Annotated in this window: 19 protein-coding genes and 2 pseudogenes; 7 read left to right on the top strand and 14 right to left on the bottom strand. The window is 73.3% G+C overall.

Going from position 1 to position 20,413, the window contains the following annotated elements; all coding sequences use genetic code 11:
- Positions 1–253: pseudogene (locus tag AB0J42_RS08885) on the top strand (IS110 family transposase); the annotation flags it as partial.
- Between the two features lie 17 nt (positions 254–270).
- Here the strand turns inward: AB0J42_RS08885 and AB0J42_RS08880 are convergent.
- Genes AB0J42_RS08880 through AB0J42_RS08845 form a run of 8 tightly spaced genes read right to left on the bottom strand, consistent with a single transcriptional unit; the run spans position 271 to position 8,552 of the window.
- A complete protein-coding gene (locus AB0J42_RS08880; protein ID WP_364290499.1) occupies positions 271–900 on the bottom strand; it encodes a bifunctional 4-hydroxy-2-oxoglutarate aldolase/2-dehydro-3-deoxy-phosphogluconate aldolase in 630 nt (209 codons plus the stop codon).
- On the bottom strand, positions 894–2,039 hold the full coding sequence (gene dgoD, locus AB0J42_RS08875) for a galactonate dehydratase (protein ID WP_364290497.1): 1,146 nt from the start codon (positions 2,037–2,039) through the stop codon (positions 894–896). Before dgoD ends, AB0J42_RS08880 begins: the two co-directional genes overlap by 7 nt.
- Positions 2,036–2,719 carry a FadR/GntR family transcriptional regulator gene (locus AB0J42_RS08870; RefSeq protein WP_364290495.1) on the bottom strand — a complete coding sequence of 228 codons (684 nt, stop codon included), beginning with the start codon at positions 2,717–2,719 and terminating at the stop codon, positions 2,036–2,038. The genes dgoD and AB0J42_RS08870 overlap by 4 nt, the downstream gene beginning before the upstream one ends.
- Positions 2,716–3,522: an SDR family oxidoreductase gene (locus AB0J42_RS08865; RefSeq protein ID WP_364290493.1), complete on the bottom strand. Its 807-nt coding sequence runs from the start codon at positions 3,520–3,522 to the stop codon at positions 2,716–2,718. The genes AB0J42_RS08870 and AB0J42_RS08865 overlap by 4 nt, the downstream gene beginning before the upstream one ends.
- Positions 3,519–5,444, bottom strand: a complete 1,926-nt coding sequence (locus AB0J42_RS08860; RefSeq protein WP_364290491.1) for a beta-galactosidase — start codon at positions 5,442–5,444, stop codon at positions 3,519–3,521. Before AB0J42_RS08860 ends, AB0J42_RS08865 begins: the two co-directional genes overlap by 4 nt.
- Complete coding sequence (locus AB0J42_RS08855) at positions 5,441–6,280, bottom strand: carbohydrate ABC transporter permease (RefSeq protein ID WP_364290489.1); 840 nt, start codon at positions 6,278–6,280, stop codon at positions 5,441–5,443. The genes AB0J42_RS08860 and AB0J42_RS08855 overlap by 4 nt, the downstream gene beginning before the upstream one ends.
- On the bottom strand, positions 6,274–7,227 hold the full coding sequence (locus tag AB0J42_RS08850; protein WP_364290487.1) for a sugar ABC transporter permease: 954 nt from the start codon (positions 7,225–7,227) through the stop codon (positions 6,274–6,276). Before AB0J42_RS08850 ends, AB0J42_RS08855 begins: the two co-directional genes overlap by 7 nt.
- 2 nt (positions 7,228–7,229) lie before the next feature.
- Positions 7,230–8,552 carry a sugar ABC transporter substrate-binding protein gene (locus tag AB0J42_RS08845; protein WP_364290486.1) on the bottom strand — a complete coding sequence of 441 codons (1,323 nt, stop codon included), beginning with the start codon at positions 8,550–8,552 and terminating at the stop codon, positions 7,230–7,232.
- A gap of 167 nt (positions 8,553–8,719) precedes the next feature.
- Here AB0J42_RS08845 and AB0J42_RS08840 point away from each other — a divergent pair, with 167 nt between their 5' ends.
- The gene (locus AB0J42_RS08840) at positions 8,720–9,835 is read left to right on the top strand and encodes a cobalamin-independent methionine synthase II family protein (protein ID WP_364290484.1); all 1,116 of its coding nucleotides are present in this window, start codon (positions 8,720–8,722) and stop codon (positions 9,833–9,835) included.
- Here the strand turns inward: AB0J42_RS08840 and AB0J42_RS08835 are convergent.
- Both AB0J42_RS08835 and AB0J42_RS08830 read right to left on the bottom strand, forming a co-directional pair.
- The gene (locus AB0J42_RS08835) at positions 9,832–10,608 is read right to left on the bottom strand and encodes a pyridoxal-dependent decarboxylase (protein ID WP_364290482.1); all 777 of its coding nucleotides are present in this window, start codon (positions 10,606–10,608) and stop codon (positions 9,832–9,834) included. The two genes, AB0J42_RS08840 and AB0J42_RS08835, sit on opposite strands and share 4 nt — an antisense overlap.
- Positions 10,609–10,694: 86 nt before the next feature.
- Positions 10,695–10,877 (bottom strand): annotated as a pseudogene (locus AB0J42_RS08830) (PucR family transcriptional regulator ligand-binding domain-containing protein); the annotation flags it as partial.
- Between the two features lie 150 nt (positions 10,878–11,027).
- Between AB0J42_RS08830 and AB0J42_RS08825 the strand changes: the two are divergent.
- The gene (locus AB0J42_RS08825) at positions 11,028–12,302 is read left to right on the top strand and encodes an MFS transporter (RefSeq protein WP_364290480.1); all 1,275 of its coding nucleotides are present in this window, start codon (positions 11,028–11,030) and stop codon (positions 12,300–12,302) included.
- Positions 12,303–12,320: 18 nt separating this feature from the next.
- Complete coding sequence (locus AB0J42_RS08820; protein ID WP_364290478.1) at positions 12,321–13,952, top strand: amidohydrolase; 1,632 nt, start codon at positions 12,321–12,323, stop codon at positions 13,950–13,952.
- Here the strand turns inward: AB0J42_RS08820 and AB0J42_RS08815 are convergent.
- Genes AB0J42_RS08815 through AB0J42_RS08805 form a run of 3 tightly spaced genes read right to left on the bottom strand, consistent with a single transcriptional unit; the run spans position 13,916 to position 16,844 of the window.
- The gene (locus tag AB0J42_RS08815) at positions 13,916–14,608 is read right to left on the bottom strand and encodes a response regulator (protein WP_364290476.1); all 693 of its coding nucleotides are present in this window, start codon (positions 14,606–14,608) and stop codon (positions 13,916–13,918) included. The two genes, AB0J42_RS08820 and AB0J42_RS08815, sit on opposite strands and share 37 nt — an antisense overlap.
- The gene (locus AB0J42_RS08810; protein WP_364290474.1) at positions 14,578–15,693 is read right to left on the bottom strand and encodes a hypothetical protein; all 1,116 of its coding nucleotides are present in this window, start codon (positions 15,691–15,693) and stop codon (positions 14,578–14,580) included. Before AB0J42_RS08810 ends, AB0J42_RS08815 begins: the two co-directional genes overlap by 31 nt.
- Positions 15,690–16,844, bottom strand: coding sequence for an ATP-binding protein (locus AB0J42_RS08805; RefSeq protein ID WP_364290472.1), 1,155 nt, complete (start codon positions 16,842–16,844; stop codon positions 15,690–15,692). Before AB0J42_RS08805 ends, AB0J42_RS08810 begins: the two co-directional genes overlap by 4 nt.
- A 315-nt stretch (positions 16,845–17,159) precedes the next feature.
- On the opposite strand from AB0J42_RS08805, the gene AB0J42_RS08800 reads away from it, so the two are divergent.
- On the top strand, positions 17,160–17,840 hold the full coding sequence (locus AB0J42_RS08800) for a hypothetical protein (protein ID WP_364290470.1): 681 nt from the start codon (positions 17,160–17,162) through the stop codon (positions 17,838–17,840).
- On the opposite strand, the gene AB0J42_RS08795 is transcribed toward AB0J42_RS08800, so the two are convergent.
- Positions 17,830–18,366 carry a hypothetical protein gene (locus AB0J42_RS08795; protein WP_364290468.1) on the bottom strand — a complete coding sequence of 179 codons (537 nt, stop codon included), beginning with the start codon at positions 18,364–18,366 and terminating at the stop codon, positions 17,830–17,832. The genes AB0J42_RS08800 and AB0J42_RS08795 overlap by 11 nt on opposite strands.
- Positions 18,367–18,587: 221 nt before the next feature.
- Between AB0J42_RS08795 and AB0J42_RS08790 the strand changes: the two genes are divergently transcribed.
- On the top strand, positions 18,588–19,910 hold the full coding sequence (locus AB0J42_RS08790; protein WP_364290467.1) for an amidase: 1,323 nt from the start codon (positions 18,588–18,590) through the stop codon (positions 19,908–19,910).
- A gap of 149 nt (positions 19,911–20,059) precedes the next feature.
- Positions 20,060–20,389, top strand: a complete 330-nt coding sequence (locus AB0J42_RS08785) for an SdpI family protein (protein ID WP_364290465.1) — start codon at positions 20,060–20,062, stop codon at positions 20,387–20,389.
- Positions 20,390–20,413: the final 24 nt, after the last annotated feature.

Raw genomic sequence — 20,413 nt, 5'->3', positions numbered from 1 at the left:
CTTCCGCTGGGCCTGCAACAAACGCTTCCGCGTCGCACTGACCACCTTCGCCGACAACAGCCGGCACGCCAGCCCCTGGGCCGCGAAGATCTACAACGACGCCCGCAAGGCGGGTAAGGACCACCCGCACGCCGTCCGCGTGCTGGCCCGCGCCTGGATCCGCGTGATCTGGCGCTGCTGGCTCGACGGTGTCCCCTACGACCCCGCCAAACACGGCGCCGCAGCAGCGCTCAACGAGTTCGTTGCTGCCTGAGGTTGACACAGGGAGTGTCATGTCCGTACCTCCGCACGGAACCGGCGGGCCCGCTCGCGCAGCGCCTCCAGCCCGTCCGGGCCGCCGTGCGGCGCGTCACCGAGCAGCGGGGAGCCGACGCCGACGGCGACCGCGCCCGCGTCGAGGTAGGGGCGGACCTCGGCGGCGCTCACGCCGCCGACGGGAACCAGCGGCACCGAGGGGAACGGGGCGCGCAGCGCGGCGAGGTAGCGGGGGCCGCCCGCGGAGGCGGGGAACACCTTGACCGCGACGGCGCCGGCCTGCCACGCGTGCCAGACCTCGGTGGGGGTCATGGCGCCGACGAGCGTCGGCAGCCCGAGCGCGATGGCCCGCGCCGCGCCGTCGCTCATGGCGGGTGTCACGGCGAAGCGTGCCCCCGCCTCGGCGGCGGCCTCGGCGTCCGCCTCGGTCAGGACTGTGCCGGCGCCGATCAGGGCGCGCGAGCCCAGCTCGGCGTGGAGCGCGGCGATGACGCCGAGCGCGCCGGCGCCGCTGAGCGACACTTCCAGCAGGTCGATGCCCTCCTCGACGAGCACGCGGCCGGCCCGCGCGGACGCCTCGGGGTCGCGGCCGCGCACGATGGCGAGCAGTTTCGTACGGGCGAGCAGTTCGGCGTTCATCACCATTCGGCCACCGACCCGTCGTCGTGCCGCCACAGCGGGTTGCGCCACTTGTGCGGGTTCCGGTCGGCCTGCCGGACGGCCCGTTCGTCGATCTCGACGCCGAGGCCGGGCAGGTCGGTGCGGTGGGCGTGGCCGCCGGTGAACGTGAACGGCGCCGGGTCCATGACGTAGTCGAGGAGTCCGGCGCCGTCGTGGTAGTGCAGGCCCGCGCTCTGCTCCTGGATGAGGAAGTTCGGTGTGGCGAAGCCGACCTGGAGGCTTGCGGCCAGCGAGATCGGGCCGAGCGGGCAGTGCGGGGCGAGCTGGACGTCGAAGGTCTCGGCGAGGGCGGCGATCCGCCGTACTTCGGAGATGCCGCCTGCGTGCGACAGGTCGGGCTGGGCGACGGCGAGCCCGGCGTTCAGCGCGGGCAGGAAGTCGGCGCGGGAGTAGAGCCGCTCGCCGAGCGCGATCGGCACCGGCGTGGCGGAGGTGACGTCGGACAGCCGGTGGAGGTGCTCGGGGAGCAGCGGCTCCTCCACGAACATCGGGTGCAGGTCCTCCAGCGCGGCGAGGATGCGCCTGGCGCCGGCCACGTTGGCCCGGCCGTGCAGGTCGATCGCGAAGTCGCGGCCGGGGCCGAGCACGGACCTGGCCGTCTCGGCGCGGTCCAGCACCGCCGACAGGTCGGCGGCGGTGAGGGAGCGCGGCAGCAGGCCGGAGCCGTTCATCTTGACGGCGGTGAATCCGGCCTCGACCTGCTTGGCGATCTCCTCGCGCAGCTCGCCCGGCTCGTCGCCGCCGACCCAGGCGTAGACGCGGACGCGGTCGCGGACCGGTCCGCCGAGCAGCGCGTGGACCGGGGCGCCGTAGTGCTTGCCGGTGATGTCCCACAGCGCCTGGTCGAGCCCGGCGACCGCGCTGGACAGCACCGGCCCGCCCCGGTAGAAGCCGCCCTTGGTGAGCACCTGCCAGTTGTCCTCGACGCGCAGCGGGTCCTGGCCGATGAGCAGCTCCGCCAGCACGTCCACGGCGGCGCGGACGACCTCGGCGCGGCCCTCCACGACCGGCTCGCCCCAGCCGACGATGCCGTCGTCGGTCTCCACGCGGCAGAACAGCCAGCGGGGCGGGACCAGGAACGTCTCGATCCTGGTGATCTTCACAGCAGCTCCTCCACGTCGCGCCAGGCCTTGTCGAGCAGGTCGCGCATGGCCTGCTCGGCGGCATCGGCGTCGCCCTTCCTGATCGCCTCCAGCACCGCCAGGTGGCTGGGCACCGGGTCGTCGGTGTGTTCGGACCCGTGCACCAGCCGGTCGCGCCCGGCCAGCCCGGGGCCCAGCACGACCTCCAGCCGGGCCATCAGCTCGTTGCCGGCGGCCTCCAGCAACCCCCGGTGGAAGGCCAGGTCGGTCTCGACCGGGTCGCTGCCGTCCGCCATCCGGCCCAGCGCCCGTTCCAGCGTGGCGAGCTGCTCGGGCGTACGGCGGAGCGCGGCGAACCGGGCGACCGGCGGCTCCACGACGGCGCGCAGCTCGTGCAGGTCGCGCAGGAAGCCGGGGTCGGGGCCGCCGGCGAACTTCCACCGGATCACGTCGCCGTCGAGCAGGTGCCAGTCGGCGCGGGGCCGCACGTAGGTGCCGAGCTTGGGCTTGGCGCCGATGAGCCCCTTGGCGGCGAGCACCTTCATGGCCTCGCGCAGCGCGGTGGAGCTGACGCCGAGGCGTTCGCGCAGCGCGTGCACGTCGAGGGTGCCGCCTTCCCTGACCTCCCCGCCGAAGATCATCGCAGCGAGCGCCTCGACGGTCTGGCCGTGCAGGCCCCTGCCTCCGTACGAGCGAGTCATGCCGAGTCCTTCACGATGCTCCATCCGCCGTCGACGACCACGCACGCGCCGGTGACGAATGAGGCCTCCGCCGAGGCGAGGAAGGCGATCACGGACGCCACCTCCTCGGGGGCCCCGAACCGGCCCAGGACGGTCGCCCTGACGCTGTCCGCCCTTCCCTCCTCGTCTACCCGGTCCCAGGCCGGGGTCATGATCGGCCCGGGGATCACCGCGTTGACCCGGACGGCGGGGCCGTACTCGACGGCGAGCTGCCGGGTGAGCGCGGTCAGCCCGCCCTTGGCCGCCGCGTAGGCCGGGTGGCCCGGCAGGCCGACGAGGGCGTGCACCGACGAGGTGACGACCATCGACCCGGCGGTCATGCCCGGCAGCAGCGTGCGGGCGGCCAGGAAGGTGGCGGTGAGCCCGACGTCGAGCTGCCGCCGCCACGACTGCAGCGAGGTCTCGTGGGCGGGCGCGACCTCGACGGCGGCCGCGTTGCTGACGATCACGTCGATCGGCCCTTCGGCGGCCACCCGCCGCCAGGTCTCCTCGTCGGCGACATCACCCCGCAGGTACGTCACCCGGCCCGCCGACCGCTCCCCTGCGGTGGTCCCGGCGTTGCTCCCGTCGGGGTCCCAGGTAGTCCCGCCGGTGGTTTCCGCGGAGTTCCCGCCGGAGATCCCGAGGGGGGTCTCGGCGAGGTCGTCGGCGAGGTCCACGGCGAGTACCCGCGCGCCCCCGGCCGCCAGGCGGGCGGCGGTGGCCGCGCCGATGCCGGAGGCCGCCCCCGTCACCACCGCGGTACGGCCCGCGAAGCCGCTCATCGGCCCTCCTTCAGCACGGCGACGCCGAGCGGCGCCAGCTCGGTCCCGGCCGCCAGGACCGGGTGGTCGTTGTGGTTGAGCAGGAACAGGCGGTCGCCCCTGCGGACCGCCTCCACCCCCTCGGGCAGCCCGAAGGCGACCGGCCGCACGCCCGCCCGGCGCAGGGTGTCGCGCACGAGCTCCCGCATGGCCCGCTCGTCCGGGCGGGTGCCCAGGTAGGTGGCGGTGCCCGCGCCGAAGGCATGCCGGGTGACGGCGGGCTCCCCGGCCAGCGGGCCGTCGACGTACCGGGCGAGCACCTCGGCCCCCTCGGGCACGATGTGGTCGGCCCACAGGTCGGCCTGCCGGCCGGTGTCGAGGCGGGCCGTCTCGCCCCCGCTGAGCGGCCAGAACTCCTCCACGCGGAGCCCGAGCAGGTCGCGGAAGGCACCCGGGTAGCCGCCGAGCCGGATCCGGTCGCAGGCGTCGGCGATCCCGCTGAAGAACGACATCAGCAGGTGGCCGCCGCCCTCGACGTGGCGGCGCAGGTTGGCCGCCGCCTCGTCGGTGCACAGGTAGAGGTTGGGCACCACGACGAGCCGGTAGCCGGACAGGTCGGCCTCGGGGGTGACCACGTCGACCGTGACGTTCTCCCGCCAGAGCGGCAGGTAGTGGGCGCGTACCCGCTCGGGGATCCGCAGCTCGGCGGGCCGGGCGTCGAGCTCCAGCGACCACCAGTTGGCGTAGTCGAAGACGAGCGCCACCTCGGCGGGCACCCGCGTGCCCGCCACGTCCCGCAGCCCGGCCAGCTCGGCGCCGAGCGCGGCGGTCTCGCGGAAGATCCGGTTGTCGCTGCCGCCGTGGGAGACGACGGCGGAGTGGAACTTCTCCGCGCCGCCGGCCGAGGCCCGCCACTGGAAGTACATGACCCCGTCGGCGCCGCGCGCGACGGCCTGGTGGCTCCAGAGCCGGTTCAGCCCCGCGCGTTTGGGCCGGTTGGGCGGGCGGTAGCTGATGGCGCTGGTGGCGGTCTCCATCATCAGGTGGGGCCGGCCGCCGCCGAGCGAGCGCATCTGGTCGTGGAAGAAGGCGGCGTCGACGTGCGCGGCCGGGTCCTTGGGCTCGGGGTAGAGGTCGAGCGCCACCACGTCCAGCTCGGGCGCCCAGGAGGGGTAGTCGGCGACCGCCTCCCACATGCCCATCAGGTTGGTGGTGATCGGCACGCCGGGGGTCAGCTCGCGCAGCACCTCCCGCTCGGCCCGGTAGCAGGCCAGCAGGGCGTCGGAGCTGAAGCGCCGGAAGTCGAGCTCCTGGGCGGGGTTGCGGAAGGTGGGCGCGGTGCGGGGCGGCAGCACGTCGGCCCAGTCGCTCACCCGCTGGCTCCAGAACGTGGTGGACCAGGCGTCGTTGAGGGTGTCGAGGTCGCCGTACCGGGCGCGCAGCCAGGCGCGGAAGTCTTCGGTCGACACCTCGCAGTAGCACTCGCGGACGTGGCAGCCGTACTCGTTGCCGACGTGCCACAGGGCGAGCGCCGGGTGCGTGCCGTACCGCTTGGCGAACAGGGCGGCGAGGCCGGCGGCGGCCTCGCGGTAGACGGGCGAGCTGGGGCAGTAGTGCTGGCGGGAGCCGGGCGACAGGCGCACGCCGTCGCGGTTCACCGGCAGCGTCTCCGGGTGCAGGCGGGAGAACCAGGTCGGCGGCGAGGCGGTGCCGGTGGCCAGGCTGACCGCGATGCCGGCCTCGCCGAGCAGGTCCATGACCTCGTCCAGCCAGGAGAAGTCGTGGCGGCCCGGCTCGGGCTCGACGCTCGCCCAAGAGAAGATGCCGAGCGTGACGGCGGTGACGCCGGCCTCGCGCATGAGGCGGATGTCTTCCGGCCACACCTCGCGCGGCCACTGCTCGGGGTTGTAGTCGGCACCGAAGTGGATTCGGTCGTGCTTCATTCCTTCACGCTCCCTGCGGTGAGACCGGCCCGCCAGAAGCGCTGGAGCGAGGCCATGGTGAGGACGAGGAGGAGCGCGGACACCGCGGCGCCGGTGACCGTGAGCTCGAAGAAGGCCGGGTCGCGGAAGGTCTGCGAGTTCCACAGGCCGAGACCCAGCGTGACGGGGTAGAGGTTCTGGTCGGACAGCATGACCAGGGGGAGGAAGTAGTTGTTCCAGATGCTGATGAACTGGAACAGGAAGATCGTGACCAGCGCCGGGCTCATGATCTTCAGGCCGATGGAGACGAAGATGCGGTACTCCCCCGCGCCGTCGAGCCGCGCCGACTCCAGCAGCGCGTCCGGGATGGCGGCGTTGGCGTGGATGCGCGCCAGGTAGACGCCGAACGGGCTGACGATGCCGGGCAGCAGCACCGACCAGAACGTGCCCGTCATCCCGGCCTCGCTGAAGATCAGGTAGGTGGGCAGCGCCAGCACGGTGGGGGGCACCAGGACCCCGGCGAGCACCAGGTTGAACAGCGCCTCGCGCCCTGTGAAGGGGTATTTGGCCATCGCGTAGCCGGCCGCGGTCGAGAGCAGGGTGGCGGCGAGCGCGCCCAGGCCCGCGTAGAGGAAGCTGTTGACGATCCACCGCCCGAAGACGCCCGTGCCGAAGAGCCGGGACAGATTCTGCCCGAGCTGCGGGTCGGGCGACCAGAGACCGAAGGTGCCGAACAGGTCGGCGGTGCTCTTGGTCGCGGCGATCAGCACCCACACGACCGGCAGCAGGAAGTAGGCCGCCGCCGCGAACAGCAGCGCCAGCACCACGACGGTGCCCGGCCTGATGCGGTTCACCATGCGCGGTTCCCCTTCCGGTTGACCAGCCGCAGGAAGCCGAACGAGATCACGAACGCCATGATGGCGATCAGCGTGGCCATGGCGGAGGCGAGGTGGGTGTTGGCCTGACCGAAGGCCTGGTTGTAGGCGGCCAGGTTGGGTGTGTAGTCGCTGGTGATGGCGGTGGTCATGGGCTTGAGGATGAGCGGCTCGACGAAGAGCTGAAGGGTGCCGATGAGGGTGAAGACGGTGATGAGGATCAGCGGCGCCCGCACCAGCGGGATCTTGATGTGCCAGGCGATGCGCAGTTCGCCGGCGCCGTCGACCCGGGCGGCCTCGTACAGCTCGCGCGGGACGGCCTGCAGCCCGGCGATGAGGACCAGCATGTTGTAGCCGGCGAACTGCCAGGTGGCGATGTTGGCGATGGCCAGCAGGATCGTGTCGGCGCGCAGGAAGTCGTGCGGCAGCCCGGCCGCGGCCAGCAGGTCGACCAGCGGGCTGGTCTGCGGCACGTACAGGAAGCCCCACAGCAGCGAGGCGATCACGCCGGGCACCCCGTACGGCAGGAAGTACGAGACCCGGAAGAACGCCCGGAAACGGGCCCTGGCCGAGTCGAGCAGCAGCGCCAGCCCGAGCGCGCAGACCACCATGATCGGCACCTCGATGGCGCTGAACACCAGCACCCGTACGACGCTGCCGGTGAACGCCTCGTCGGTGAGCGCGGTGACGTAGTTGCCCAGCCCGGCGAAGTCCACCGTCGGCTCGGTCAGGCCGAGCCCGCTGCTGGTGAGCTTGAAGAAGCTCTGGTAGATCGCGTAGCCGATCGGCGCCAGGAAGAACAGCGCGAAGGCGGTGAAGAAAGGCGCGACGAAGACCAGGACGTGCGGCCGGAGACGGCGGGGGCGCCGCCGCGCCTGGGCAGGCGCCCCCGTCCCGGTGCCCGGCGTCCGCTGCAGCACCCCCGTCATCGTCAGCCGCCCGTCACGTTCAGGCCCTTGGCCTTCATCTCCTCGACCATCGCCTGCTGGGTCTTGGCGATGGCGTCGGCGAGCGTGCCGTTCCCCTCGACGGCGGCCTTGGCGTTGTCGGTGAGGGTGGCGTAGAGGGCGTCGCTCACCGGGGGCCAGCGCCAGTCGAGGGAGACGGCGGCGTCGGCCTCCTTGAAGACGTCCCAGATGTTCTGCCCGCCGTAGAACGGGAAGACGGTGTCGTCCTGCTGGAGGCTGGGGATCTGGCCGGTGTCCTTGACGGAGGGCCAGCCGTAGCCCGCGGAGAGCAGGATGTCGACGCTCGCGGGGTCGCTGTTGAGCCAGACGGCGAACTCGGTGGCGGCCGCGGGGTTGCCGGTGCCCTTCAGGATGGCCGAGGCGGAGCCGCCGCCCCAGCTCGCCGAGGTGAACTCGCCGGCGCCGGGCCACTGCGGGATCGGCGCGACGGCCCACTTGCCGGAGGTGCCGGGGGCGTTGCCGCGGATGATCGCGTCACCCCACGAGCCGCCGATCCAGCCGGCGATGCTGCCGGTCTGCAGGTCCTTGTACCAGCCGTTGGACATGTCGGCGACGGTCTTGACGAGCTTGTCGTCGAGCAGCTTCTGCCAGAGGCCGGCCATCCTGCGGGTGTCGGGGTTGTCGATGGTGACCTTCCAGGAGTCGCCCTCGATGCCGAACCACTGCTGACCGGCCTGCTGGGCCAGGGCGATCATCCAGGGCGCCTGGTTGGCGGCGAAGGTCGAGATGTAGGCGTCCTCGTCCTTCTCCTGGATGGTCTTGGCGGCGGCGGCGAAGTCGTCCCAGGTCTTGGGCGGCTCGACGCCCCACTTGTCGAACAGGTCCTTGCGGTAGTAGAAGCCCATCGGCCCGCTGGCCTGCGGGATCGCGTAGACCTTGCCGGCGAAGACGCCGGTCTGCCACTGCCAGTCGACGAACTTGCCCGCGTGGCCCTCGGCGTGCTCGGTGACGTCCTCGAGCGCGCCGTTGACGAGGAAGGAGGGCAGCGAGTCGTAGCCGACCTGGGCCACGTCGGGGGCGTTGCCGGCCTTCACGGCCGCGAGCATCTTGGCGTAGCCGCCGTCGGGGCCGGGGGTGACGGTCTCCAGGTTGACCTTGATGTCCGGGTGGGCGGCGTTGAACGCGTCCACGGCCTTCTGGATGTCGGGCACCCAGGACCAGAACGTCAGTTCGACGGGCTGGGCCGGGTCGCCGCCGCCGTCGGCGGCGGGCTCACCGGCGCCGCAGGCCGCGGCGAGGGTGACGGCGGCGAGGGCGGCCGCTGCCCGGGCGAGCTTCGAGCGCATGCTGACTCCTTCCACGGACCGCCTGAGCTGGGGGTTCCGATTGGATGGAGACAGTATTCGTATTTTATTAATTAATCAAGACCCGTGGGTCAGGGGATGGACGAGCCGCCGCCGGGAGCGGAGAGTGTGGGGCGGACGCTCCACCTGACGACGAACGGGGAGGAAGCATGCCCATCCACCACGCCGAGCACGTCGGCAGCCTGCTCAGGCCGCCCGAGCTGCTCGACGCCCGCGAGGCGCACCAGCGCGGCGAGCTGAGCGCCGAGACGCTGGCGAAGCTGGAGGACGACGCGGTGCTCGCCGCGCTCCAGTTGCAGCGCGACGCCGGGATCGAGGTCTTCACCGACGGCGAGATGCGCCGGGCCACCTGGATGGCCGGGCTGCTGGAGTCGCTCGGCGGCGTGGTGCCCGCGCCGCCGCCCTCGTCGGCCTGGTTCCGCGAGGACGGGGAGGCGCCGCCGGAGGAGACGGCGTTCGAGATGGTCGCCGCGAACGCCAAGCTCACCCAGAAGCGGAACCTCACCGCCGCCGAGGCCGGTTTCCTGGCCCAGCACGCCCCCGGCCCCTACAAGATCACCATGATGAGCACGTCCATGGGCAACCTGCTCTGGCGGCCGGGGGTCAGCGACGCCGCCTATCCCGACCCGGAAGCGATGATGCGCGACCTGATCGCGCTGCGCGTCGAGGAGATCAGGGGCCTGATCGAGCGAGGGGTGCGCTGGATCCAGTTCGACTCGCTGAGCTACAACTTCGTCATCGACCCCGCGTTCCGCGAGCGCATGCTCGGCCCCGAAGCTCCCGGCCCGGACGCCATCCTGGAGGCGACGGTCGCGGTGGACGCCGAGCTGGTCCGCGCCGCCAAGGCCATCGACCCGGACGTCACCGTCGGCATGCACATCTGCCGCGGCAACAACCGCAGCGCCTGGATGTCCAGCGGCGGCTACGAGCCGATCGCCGAGCGGCTGTTCACCGGGGTGCCGGTGGACCGGTTCCTGCTGGAGTACGACACCGAGCGGGCGGGCGGGTTCGAGCCGCTGCGGTTCGTCCCCGAGGGCACCACGGTCGTGCTCGGGCTGATCTCGTCCAAGGTGCCGACCCTGGAGCCGGTGGACGAGCTGCGCCGCCGCATCGACGAGGCGTCGCGCTACGTACCGCTGGAGAATCTGGCGATCAGCCCGCAGTGCGGCTTCGCCTCCACCGCCCGGGGCAACCTGCTCACGGTCGACGACGAACGGCGCAAGCTGGAACTGGTCGTGGAGACCGCCCGGCGGGTCTGGGGTTAGCCCGCCGCCCGAGCCAGCGCCCCGGCCACCCGGTCGACGTCGGCCTCGGTCGTACGCCAGTTGGAGAAGGCAGCCCGCAGCGCGGGCACGCCCCCGTACACGGTGGGGGTGACGAACGCCTCGCCCGACTCGGCGACCGACCGCGCCACCTCGCCGGCGCGGCCGGGGTCGGCGGCGAGGGTGAAACAGACGACGTTGAGCCTGACCGGGGCGAGCAGCCGGTAGGCGGGCATGGCGGCCAGGCGCTCGCCCAGCCGGGCCGCGAGCGCGGCGCCGCGCCGGACGATCTCCGCGTGGCCGTCGCGCCCGTACGCGGCGAGCGTGAACCAGGCCGCCAGCGCCCGCAGCCGCCGGGAGTTCTCCGGGGTCAGGTCGACGAAGTCGGGCTCGTCGCCGGCCGGGCCCAGGTAGGCGGCGGCGTTCCGGAAGACCCGCGTCTGCAGGTCGCGGCGGCGGGTGAACTGCACGGCGCTGTCGTACGGGACGTTCAGCCACTTGTGCAGGTCGACGCAGACCGAGTCCGCCTCACCGAGCCCGGCCACCAGCTGGGCGTGGCCGGGCGAGAGCGCCGCGAAAGCCCCGAAGGCGGCGTCCACGTGCAGCCAGAACCGGTACCGCTCGCGCAGCGCGACGATCGCCCGCAGGTCGTCGAAGTCGACGGTGTTGACCGTGCCGGCGTTCGCCACCACGATCGCGGGCTCGCCGTCCAGCTCGCGCAGCGCCTCCTCCAGCCTGCCCACGTCGACCGCCTCCCTGCCGGGCAGCGCCTCCACCCGCCGCGGGACGTCATCCTCCTGGCGTTCCCGGGGGTCATGGGGTGGTGCAGGTCTCGGCGGGCAGGGTGAAGGTCAGCGACCAGCTCGACGTACGCGCGACGCCCCTCCGCCCCGGAGGGCAGGCCGAGCCCGATGGTCAGGATCAGCTCGCCGCCGCGCAGCCACGGCACCGGGTCGGTCAGCTCGGACACGTGTGCCCAGCGGACCTCCCGGCCCAGCCCGGCCCGGCCGGCGAGCAGGCGCATGTTCATCCCGGGCAGCGTCATCACCTGGGCGACGGTCAGGGCCATGACTCATCCTCCGCAAGGTGCATACCGCACTCTAATTCATCGCCAACGGTGCGGTTTGTCCCGGGGGCCGGTGCTGTGACCTGCGCATATCGTCAACCCACCCCCTGAAAGACCCCGGAGGACCCCATGAACCGCGCCAACAGGGCGGCCGGCGCCGCCTTCGTCGGCACCACGATCGAGTGGTACGACTTCTACATCTACGCCACAGCCGCCGCGCTGGTCTTCGGCGACCTCTTCTTCCCCAACGCCTCCAGCCCCACGGTCGCCCTCATGGCGTCGTTCGCCACCTACGCCGTCGGGTTCTTCGCCCGGCCGCTCGGCGGCATCGTGTTCGGCCACTTCGGCGACCGGGTGGGCCGCAAGTCGGCGCTGGTGGTGACGCTGGTCATGATGGGTGTCGCCACCTTCGCGGTCGGCGTGCTGCCCACGTACGAGTCGATCGGCGTGCTCGCGCCGACGCTGCTGGTGGCGCTCCGTTTCGTGCAGGGCCTGGCGGTCGGCGGCGAGTGGGGCGGGGCCGTGCTGATGGCGGTCGAGCACGCGCCGGAGGGCCGCAAGACCTTCTTCGGCGGGTTCGCCCAGCTCGGCAACCCGGCCGGCGCGCTCCTGGCGACCGGCGCGTTCAGCCTCATCACGATGCTCGGCGACGACGTGCTGCACTCGTGGGGCTGGCGGGTGCCGTTCATCGTCTCGGCCGTGCTGGTGTTCGTGGGCCTGTTCATCCGGCTCCGCGTCGAGGAGTCGCCCGTCTTCGAGAAGGTGGAGAAGGCCGCCACGCCGATCAAGGAAGTGTTCCGGCTGTCCTGGCGGTCGGTGCTGTTCGGCATCGGCACGCTGCCGGTGGCCGTCGGCGGGTACTACATCCTCACCACCTTCCTGCTGGCGTACGCGACCGGCGAGTCGGTCGGCGCGTCCGAGCAGCTCATCCTCAGCGGCCTCAGCTTCGCCGCGTTCGTCGAGCTGGTGGCCACCCTCGGCATCGCCTGGGTGGGCGACCGGCTGGGCAGCCGCAAGGTCGTGATCGTCTGCCTGGTGATCACCGCCGCGCTGGCCGTGCCGCAGTTCGCGGTGCTCGGCTCGCAGAACGCCTTGCTCATCTTCGCCATGCTGGGCCTGATGCGGCTGGCGACGTCGGGTACGTACGGTCCGATGGCGGCCATCCTGTCCGAGATGTTCCCGGCGCAGGTGCGCTACACCGGCATCTCGCTCGCCTACCAGGGCGCCGGTGCGATCTTCGGCGGCCTGTCCCCGCTCGTCGCGACCGCCCTGGTGGGCGCCGCGGGCGGCGCCGCCTGGCCGGCCGTGGGGCTGCTCATCGGCATGTGCGCGCTGAGCGCGATCTGCCTGTCCGTGGCGCCCCGGTTCCGCGACCCCGCCCCGACCGGCCCGGCCATCCACTGATCCCGTAAGGAGACTCGCGTGTCCACCATCGTCATCACCGGCGGCAAGGTCATCACCATGGACCCGGCCAACCCCGTCGCGGAGGCCGTGGCCGCGCGCGACGGCCGCGTGCTGGCCGTCGGGCGGGAGCCCGACGTGCTGGCCGCGGCCGGGCCGGGCGCGGAGGTCGTGCCGGCGGGCGGGCGCAGCGTGCTGCCCGGCTTCATCGACCCGCACAACCACCTGCTGTCCACGGCGGAGTCGCTGGTGGCGGTGGACGCCCGCTACCCGGGCGTGGCGAGCGCGGAGGACCTGGTGGCCCGGATCGCCGCCGAGGCCGCCAGGACCCCGGCGGGCCAGTGGATCCGCGCGTACGGCATGGACGACGCGAAGTTCCCCGGCGGCCGGCCCACCCGCCGCCACCTGGACGAGGCCACCACCGAGCACCCGGTGATCGTCTACCACGTCTCCGGTCACCAGGCCGTGGTGAACTCGGCGGCGCTGGCCTGGCGCGGCATCGGCGAGGACGTGGCCGACCCGCCGGGCGGCGCGTTCGTCCGGGACGAGGCCGGCCGGCTGACCGGGATGGTGCTGGACTCGGCGATGGAGCTGCTGCTGCCCGTGGCCGTCGACATCGGCTGCCACGGGCCGAACTTCCACGTCGACCTGCCGCGCGAGCAGCTGCGCTCCTGGCTGGAGATGGCCGCCGAACCGTACCTGAAGGCCGGCGTCACCACCGTGTGCGACCCGCAGGTGTCGCGCCGCGAGCTGGAGATCTACCGCTCGGCGTGGAACGCGGGCACCCTGCCGGTGCGCACGGTGGTCATGCCGCTGTCGCACATGCTGGACGAGCTGGCCTCGATCGGCCTGGCCGGGCCGTTCGGCGACGACCGGCTGCGGTTCGGCGCGATGAAGTTCTACTGCGACGGCACGCTCCTGGGCGGCACCGCGATGTTCGGCGAACCGTACGGCGACAACTTCACCGGCACGCTCTACCACCGGCCGGAGGAGCTCACCGACCTGGTGCGGCGGGCCGCGGCGGCGGGCTGGCAGGTCGGCGTGCACACCCAGGGCGACCGGGCGATGGGCTACACGCTCGACGCGATCAGGGCCGCGGTCGCGGTGAGCGGCGACGACGCCCGGCCGCGCATCGAGCACTGCGGCTACCCGACGCCGGCGCAGGTGCGCGAGTTCGCCGCGCTCGGCGTCATCCCGGTCAACCAGCCCAACTTCCTGTACGACAGCGGCACGGACTTCGTGCGCCGCCTCGGCGACAGCAGGGCGCACCGGCTGCAGCCGATGCGGGAGGAGCTGGACGCGGGGCTGCGCCCGGTGCTGTCGAGCGACTCGTTCGTCTCGTCCCTGCGGCCCATGGAGACGATCTCCAACGCGGTGCGCCGCCGCACCCGCGAGGGCGGCCCGATCGGCGCCGACCAGGCCGTCACGCTGGAGGAGGCGCTGCGGGCGCACACCCTCGACGCGGCGTACGCGCTGCGCATGGAGGACCGGATCGGCTCGCTCTCCCCGGGCAAGCTGGCCGACGTGGTGGTGCTCGACGCCGACGTCCAGGCGCTGCCCGCCGACGCGCTGTCCGGCGTGGACGCCTGGCTGACCATGCTGGACGGCCGGATCGTCTACCGGTCGGAGGGCCGGGCGGCCAGCGAGGTGTAGACGTCCACCTCGCCGGGGCTGATCAAGCCGTCCTGGATGGCGCAGATCAGCAGCTTCTCCTTGGTGGGGGCGGGCCGGCCGGCCGCCGCGTACTTGACCCTGGCCCGGTCGATGTACTGGCGCACGGTCCGCTCCTTGACGCCCATCCGGGCCGCCACCGACGCCTTGGACATGGACTGGAACCAGTAGAGCAGCGCCAGCCGCTCCTTCTCGGAGAGCTGGGGCCGGTGCGGGTTCTCGTCGGTGGCGATCGCCTGCGCCATCGGCGGGGTGACGCTGGGCCGGTCGGCGGCCACCTCCAGGATGGTCTCCACGCACGACTCGCGGGTGGCCCGGCCCTTGCCGATGAAGGCCGACGCGCCCGCGTCCAGCACGGCCCGGACCGTCTCGGGCTCCTCGTGCTCGGAGAAGACGACGACCCGCTGCCCGCCCGCGCACAGCTCCCCGATCCGGTCGACGATCATCGTGCCGTTGAGGTTGAGATCGAGGAGCAGCACGTCGGCGGCGACGCCCCGGACGGACTCGATGCTGGGCCCCTGCGCGACGAGCCGCACCGGGCCGTCCTGGCCGAACCAGGACCGGACGCCGTCCACCACCACCTGGTGGTCCTCGACCAGGACGACCGTCACGGGGCCTGCCACACGCTGTTGACCCATACCTCACCTCCTTGCCGCTGATAGGTGACGACGACCCCGCTAGCCTCCCGCATCGGCTCGGGGCTGACGGGCAGGTCGTCGCTGTCGGCCACGACGGCCACGCTCACCATGCTCGACATGGCCGAGACGGTGACCCTGGCCTGCGACCTGGCCCCGTCCAGCGCCTGGAGCGGCGCCCTGAGCAGGTCGCGGCGGACACGGTCGGCCAGGTCGGGCAGCGTGCCGCCGAACGGCGGGGCCGTCACCAGCACCCCCCGCCGTTCGGCGGCGTCCAGGTGCTCGCGCAGCTCCGTCACCAGCGCGTCGGGCACGTCCTCCCGCTCGGTGATGAGGCGGCGCAGCCGCAGGGCTCCGGCCGTGCACTCCTCGCGGACGCGCGCGTCGCCGGGGTCGGCGCCGTCGGCGAGCCGTTCCAGCAGGTCCTCCGCCACGTCGCGGATGGCGGCGTAGCGGCGCAGCCGGTCGGCGTGGATGCGCTGGGCGGACATCCGCCAGGCGTCGTCGGCGGCCAGCCGGCGGGCCAGCAGCGTCGCGTCCTGGGCGCTGGCGCGCAGCGCGTGACAGCCGACGCTGTAGCCGAGCTGCAGGGTGACGCTGCCCGCCACCACGACGAGGTACTTGGCGACCGAGACCCGGTCGAAGGCGCCGGTGACGGCCATCGCGGCCAGCATGATCCCGGCGTTCGCGGCCAGGAAGACGATCAGCTCGGCCCGCCGGCGCGGGCGGTGCCACAGCAGCATGACGCCGATCCAGCCGACCGAGCCCCAGCCCCAGTCGATGGTGCCGAGCAGGTCGGCCGGGCGGCAGGCCAGGATGACCATGACGGTCACGGCCAGCGCCACGGCCGCGAGCAGCGCCGTCCTGGGCGGCTCGGCGCCGCGTAACAGGGCGACGGCGGCGACGGCGCCGACCGCGGTGTGCACGACCCAGGCGACGGCGGCCAGCGCGGGCCAGCGGAAGTCCTGCCAGCCGGTGACGGTGACCGTCAGGTCGTAGCCGACGTGCCAGGCCGCGGCGATCACGACGGCGCCGATCGCGGTGTAGCGGGCGTAGCGCCGCGCCACCTGCTCGATGTCGCCCGTCATGGCCGCCACCAGAGGGTGACCCGGGTGCCGTCGCCGCCGGAGCGGACGTCGGCGCCGCCGTTGGGCAGGGCTCGCATGGTGTCGAGGATGGAGCCGCGCACCCCGAACCGGTCGGGCGGCAGCCGGTCCCGGTCGAAGCCGCGGCCGTGGTCGGCGACCTCCACCCGGATCTCGCCGTCGCGGCTGCTGGCGGTCAGCTCGGCCTCGCGCACGCCCGCGTGCCGCGCCACGTTGGACAGCGCCTCGGCGACGGCGCGGGCGAAGCTCTCCGCCACCTCGCCGGGCACGGTCTCGCGCGACAGCGTCCTGCGTACCCGGAGCCCGGTGGCGCGCTCGGCCACCTGGTCGAGCAGCGCGTCGAGGGCGATGGGGGCGCCGTCGGGGCTGGGCGCGTCGCGCAGCCTCTCCAGCGCGGCCAGGTCGGCCGCGGCCTGGGCGCGCAGCGTGGCCGAGGGGCCGTCGTAGGTTCCCAGGCCGACCATGGTGAGGGTGTGCAGGGACGTCTCATGCACGCTGCCGACCTGTTTCAGCTCGTCCTCGCGGCGCAGGCGTTCCACCATGAGGGCGGCGCCGGCGCGGGCGCTCTGCCGCAGGAAGCCGTCGGCGGAGGCGGCGGAGCGGCGCAGCAGCGTCATCAGCACCGCGATCCCCAGCACCTGGACGAGGTGGATGCCGAGCGAGACGGTCACGTCCTGCCCGGGGTCGGCGAGCCGCACCCCGGTGAGATAAGCCAGCGCCACGGCCAGCCCGATCGGCACGGCCACCGGGGGACGCCAGACGACGGCGGGCACGATGATCGTCATCGTCACCAGCCCCGCGACCCAGCTCGCGCCGCCCGCCAGCGCCTCCGCCGCCACCAGATGGCGCTGCGCGAGGCAGAGCGCGACGGTGACGGCCACGTCGCCCGCCACCAGCCAGCCCGGTAACGGCAGCCCGCGCCACCACCGCCACAGGAACAGGGCCGTCCACCCGAGCTCGACCGCCAGCGCGGGCGCCAGCCAGGCGACCGAGACGGGCGGGAGCGCGCCGAGCGCCGCCGCGACGGCCACCACCACGCCCATGACACCCCGCGCCGCGGCAGCGGTGCGCGCGGCGGTCCGCTCAAGCTGCCTGGCCGCCGAGTCGTAGCGCTGGGAACCGAGGTGAGCCATCGCCCGTCCGCCCGCGACGCGATCACAAGTCGGCACTCACGATAACGCACGAGCCGACGACGGACGGGGGCCTCAATGACAGAACGCATGGCTACCACCCCCGCACCCTCCCCCGCCGCGCGTCCAGCCGCATGACGGCTGATCGACCGTCATGCCCTCCCCGACGGCGACGGGAGGGGACGCATGGCTGTCACCCCGTACCCTCCCCCCTCGCGTCCCCCGCCCGCATGACGGCTGATCGACCGTCATGCCGTTCCGTGGTGGTGGGCGTGTACTGGCCGTGTCGCGATCACCGCGACCGAGGGGGGACCTCACATGACGTTCATTTCGATCTCGATCCTGATCTCCTGCCTGTCGGTGATGGCGGTCCGCGGCAGGCGGGGGCCGTGGCCGCCGGACATTCCGGTGGCCCGGCCGAGGCTGTCGGCCACGGGCGGCACGTACGCGGGTTCGCGCGGCCGCCCGTCCGACGTCTATGTGATCCAGGAGCGGCTGATCGCGGTGGCGGACGGCGGGGGCCGGGCCGGTCACGGGGCGGCGGCGCGGGCCCTGGGCGCGGTGGTCGCGGCCTGGCCGCAGGTGGCCGGGGCGGGTGGGGAGGACCTGGGCGGGTGCGCGCCGGCGGCCGGCGACGGGGAGCCCGCGCCCGGCCTGGACCTGATCGTGCTCGACACGGGCGAGAGCCCGCGCCTTCGGTACGCCCACGTCGGCGGCGGCGGGATCTGGCACTGCCCGAAGGGCGGGCGGCCACGGCGGGTGACGGCGGCGGGCCAGGCCGCCGGGCCGGAGCTCGGCAGCGTGCCGCTCCGGCAGGGCGACCGCGTCGTAGTGGTCAGCGACGGGGTGGGCGACGCGCTCGGCGAGGAGCGGATGACGGAGCTGTTCACGGACGGCCGCTCTCCGGCCGCCTGCCTGGACCGGCTCTACGACGAGCTGTCGGTGGTGGAGCCGGAGGGGGACGCCACCGTGCTCATCGCCGACTTCGTCACGGCGTGACGCCCTGGAGAAGGCCGTACACGAAGCGGGCCCGGTAGGTCACGCCCGCGTGCGCGAAGTCGGCCGCCCAGTGGTGCGGGGCGCCGCCCTCCAGCAGGGTGGCGCCCGGGAAGCCCGCCCCGATGTCGGCCACCACGCACGTCCACGGCTCCAGCTCGTCGAACGTGACCGCCTTGGCGCCGCCGGGCCGGACGAACCACTGGTTCCACAGCTCCCCGCCGGGACCGGCGAGCGCCTCGAACCGCAGCTCCGGCCAGGACGGCAGCACCCACTGGGCGACCTCGCACGTCAGGCTGCCGATCGGCCGCTCGCCCCGGAAGTCCGGCGGGCCGAGCGCCCAGCGCAGCGTCGTCAGCCCCTTCGGCGCCCGTTTCGCGTGGGTCAGCCTGGTCCAGTGAGTGTGGGCGGCGCGCAGCTCGGCCGGGGTGGCGCCCATGTCGCGCAGCGCCTCCTCCACCCGGGGGGCGTTCACGTCGCGCATCCGGTGCATCAGCGTGAGCTCGAACTCACGTATCCCGTATCTCATCGACTTCCGATCGGGCCAGGATCACGATGCGGGACCGTGAACTCACTCGGCATGGCGTTCCCCGTCATCTTGGTCATGGCGGCGGTCACCTTCATGCGGGCTCCCCGCCACCGGCACGAGCACCGCGTCACCCCGACGCGGCTCAGTCTGGCGGACCGGGTGCGGGGGACACGGCCCGCCCCCTCCTGGTCGTCGTCACCCGGCATGCTAGAAGGGATGGCATGCAGACCCCGCACGGGCCGTTCGCCGGCCGCACCATCGACGACCTGGGCCGCGACCTGCGCGCGGGCCGCACGACCGCCGAAGGGCTGGTGCGGGACGCGCTCGACGCCATCTCCCGGATCGACCCCGTACTGAACGCCTTCGTGAGCGTGGACGCCGAGGGCGCGCTCGCGGCGGCGCGCGAGGCGGACCGTGAGCTGGCGGGTGGCACCGACCGGGGGCCGCTGCACGGGCTGCCGGTGGGGGTCAAGGACATGGTGATGGTGGCGGGGCAGCCCGCCACCATGGGGTCGCGGCATTTCGACGGGTACGTGCCGGACACCGACGCGGTGTGCGTGGCGCGGCTGCGCGAGGCCGGGGCGGTGATGATCGGCAAGACCACGACCCACGAGTTCGCGTACGGGCCGACCGGCGATCAGTCGGCGGCCGGGCCGTCGCGCAATCCGTACGACCCGGAGCGGATGTCGGGCGGGTCGAGCGGAGGCAGCGGCGCGGCCGTGGCCGCCGGGCTGGTGCCGCTGGCGGTCGGGACCGACACCGGCGGGTCGGTGCGCATCCCGGCGGCGCTGTGCGGGGTGGCCGGGTTCAAGCCCGCGTACGGTGCGATTCCGGCCGACGGTGTCTTCCCGTTGTCGCCGAGCCTGGATCATGTGGGGGTGCTCGCTCGTACTGCTGAGGAGTGTTTCCTCTCCTATGGGCTGCTGAGCGGGCGGGACGTGCCGGAGAGCGAGGCCGCGCCCCGGGTGGCCTGGCTCGACCCCACCGACCTCTACGCCTGCGACCCGGAGGTGCTGCGGGTCGCGGCCGAGGCCGCGGGGACGACCGAGAAGGTCGTGTTCCCGCCGGGGGTGGCGGACGCGTTCCGGGCCGTGTACGCGACGATCGGGATGACCGAGGCCGCCGACGTGCACGCCGACCGCGTGGCGGAGGCGCCGGAGCTGTTCGGGGCCGAGGTGCTGGACCGGCTCAGGAACTCGATGGAGGTGCCGGCCTGGAAGTACCGCCGGGCGGTCGCGGAGCGGGAGTGGCTCGCCGAGGCGGCGAAGGAGCTGTTCGCGGGGCACGACGTGCTGGCGCTGCCGACCGTGCCGCTCACCGCTCCGCCGCTGTTCCAGCGGGAGGCGGTGCTGGACGGGCGGCAGATCGGGGTCCGCGCCGCGCTGCTGGCGTTCACCTGCCCGTGGAACGTGGTCGGCTTCCCGGCGCTGAGCGTCCCGGCGGGCAGCGTCGGCGGGCTTCCGGTCGGGCTCCAGCTCGTCTGCCGCCCGGGCGACGAACACCTGCTCGCCGCCGCGGCGGCCCGGGTTGCCGGCCGGGCCTGACGTACCTTCTGGACACCGCCTCGCCGCCGTGACAGCGTGCGAGGAAGAGGATCTTCCCGGGCGGACGTGACGGCGTACGCGGGAGAGGGCTTCCCCGGACGGACGTGACAGCGCGCGGGTGATCACCTTCTCCGGCGGGAGGCGGAAGCGTGTCTTGGGAAGAGCAGATCACCATCGCGGGCGTCTTCGGGGTGGTGGCGATCATGCTGCTGGTGCTGGGGCTGCTCGGTGAGCGGCGGCGGTTACCTCGCAATCCGCTGTTCGGGGTGCGGACGAAGACGTCTACGGCGAGCGATGAGGCGTGGCGGGAGGTGCATGCCAGGTTCGCGCCTTACGCGTACGCCGCCGCGGGCGTGCTGGCGGTCACCGCGGTCGCTCCCTTGATCACCGGCGGCGGGGCGGGGCTGGTGCTGGGCGGGACGGCGCTGGGCGTGGGTGTGATGGCGTTCGGGGCGGTGCGGGCGCATCGGGGACTTTAGGTGTCAGGCGGGGCGGTAAAGGGT

The organism is Nonomuraea sp. NPDC049649 (assembly GCF_040675175.1).
Taxonomy (GTDB): domain Bacteria; phylum Actinomycetota; class Actinomycetes; order Streptosporangiales; family Streptosporangiaceae; genus Nonomuraea.
The sequence above is the reverse complement of the archived record's forward strand: the minus strand, read 5'-3'. Positions and strand labels throughout refer to the sequence as shown.

Coding starts and splice junctions, on each gene's coding strand:
- AB0J42_RS08880 (WP_364290499.1), bottom strand. CDS start 900: ATGGTGATGAACGCCGAACTGCTCGCCCGTACGAAACTGCTCGCCATC.
- AB0J42_RS08870 (WP_364290495.1), bottom strand. CDS start 2,719: ATGACTCGCTCGTACGGAGGCAGGGGCCTGCACGGCCAGACCGTCGAG.
- AB0J42_RS08865 (WP_364290493.1), bottom strand. CDS start 3,522: ATGAGCGGCTTCGCGGGCCGTACCGCGGTGGTGACGGGGGCGGCCTCC.
- AB0J42_RS08860 (WP_364290491.1), bottom strand. CDS start 5,444: ATGAAGCACGACCGAATCCACTTCGGTGCCGACTACAACCCCGAGCAG.
- AB0J42_RS08855 (WP_364290489.1), bottom strand. CDS start 6,280: ATGGTGAACCGCATCAGGCCGGGCACCGTCGTGGTGCTGGCGCTGCTG.
- AB0J42_RS08850 (WP_364290487.1), bottom strand. CDS start 7,227: ATGACGGGGGTGCTGCAGCGGACGCCGGGCACCGGGACGGGGGCGCCT.
- AB0J42_RS08845 (WP_364290486.1), bottom strand. CDS start 8,552: ATGCGCTCGAAGCTCGCCCGGGCAGCGGCCGCCCTCGCCGCCGTCACC.
- AB0J42_RS08840 (WP_364290484.1), top strand. CDS start 8,720: ATGCCCATCCACCACGCCGAGCACGTCGGCAGCCTGCTCAGGCCGCCC.
- AB0J42_RS08825 (WP_364290480.1), top strand. CDS start 11,028: ATGAACCGCGCCAACAGGGCGGCCGGCGCCGCCTTCGTCGGCACCACG.
- AB0J42_RS08815 (WP_364290476.1), bottom strand. CDS start 14,608: ATGGGTCAACAGCGTGTGGCAGGCCCCGTGACGGTCGTCCTGGTCGAG.
- AB0J42_RS08810 (WP_364290474.1), bottom strand. CDS start 15,693: ATGACGGGCGACATCGAGCAGGTGGCGCGGCGCTACGCCCGCTACACC.
- AB0J42_RS08805 (WP_364290472.1), bottom strand. CDS start 16,844: ATGGCTCACCTCGGTTCCCAGCGCTACGACTCGGCGGCCAGGCAGCTT.
- AB0J42_RS08800 (WP_364290470.1), top strand. CDS start 17,160: ATGACGTTCATTTCGATCTCGATCCTGATCTCCTGCCTGTCGGTGATG.
- AB0J42_RS08795 (WP_364290468.1), bottom strand. CDS start 18,366: ATGAGATACGGGATACGTGAGTTCGAGCTCACGCTGATGCACCGGATG.
- AB0J42_RS08790 (WP_364290467.1), top strand. CDS start 18,588: ATGCAGACCCCGCACGGGCCGTTCGCCGGCCGCACCATCGACGACCTG.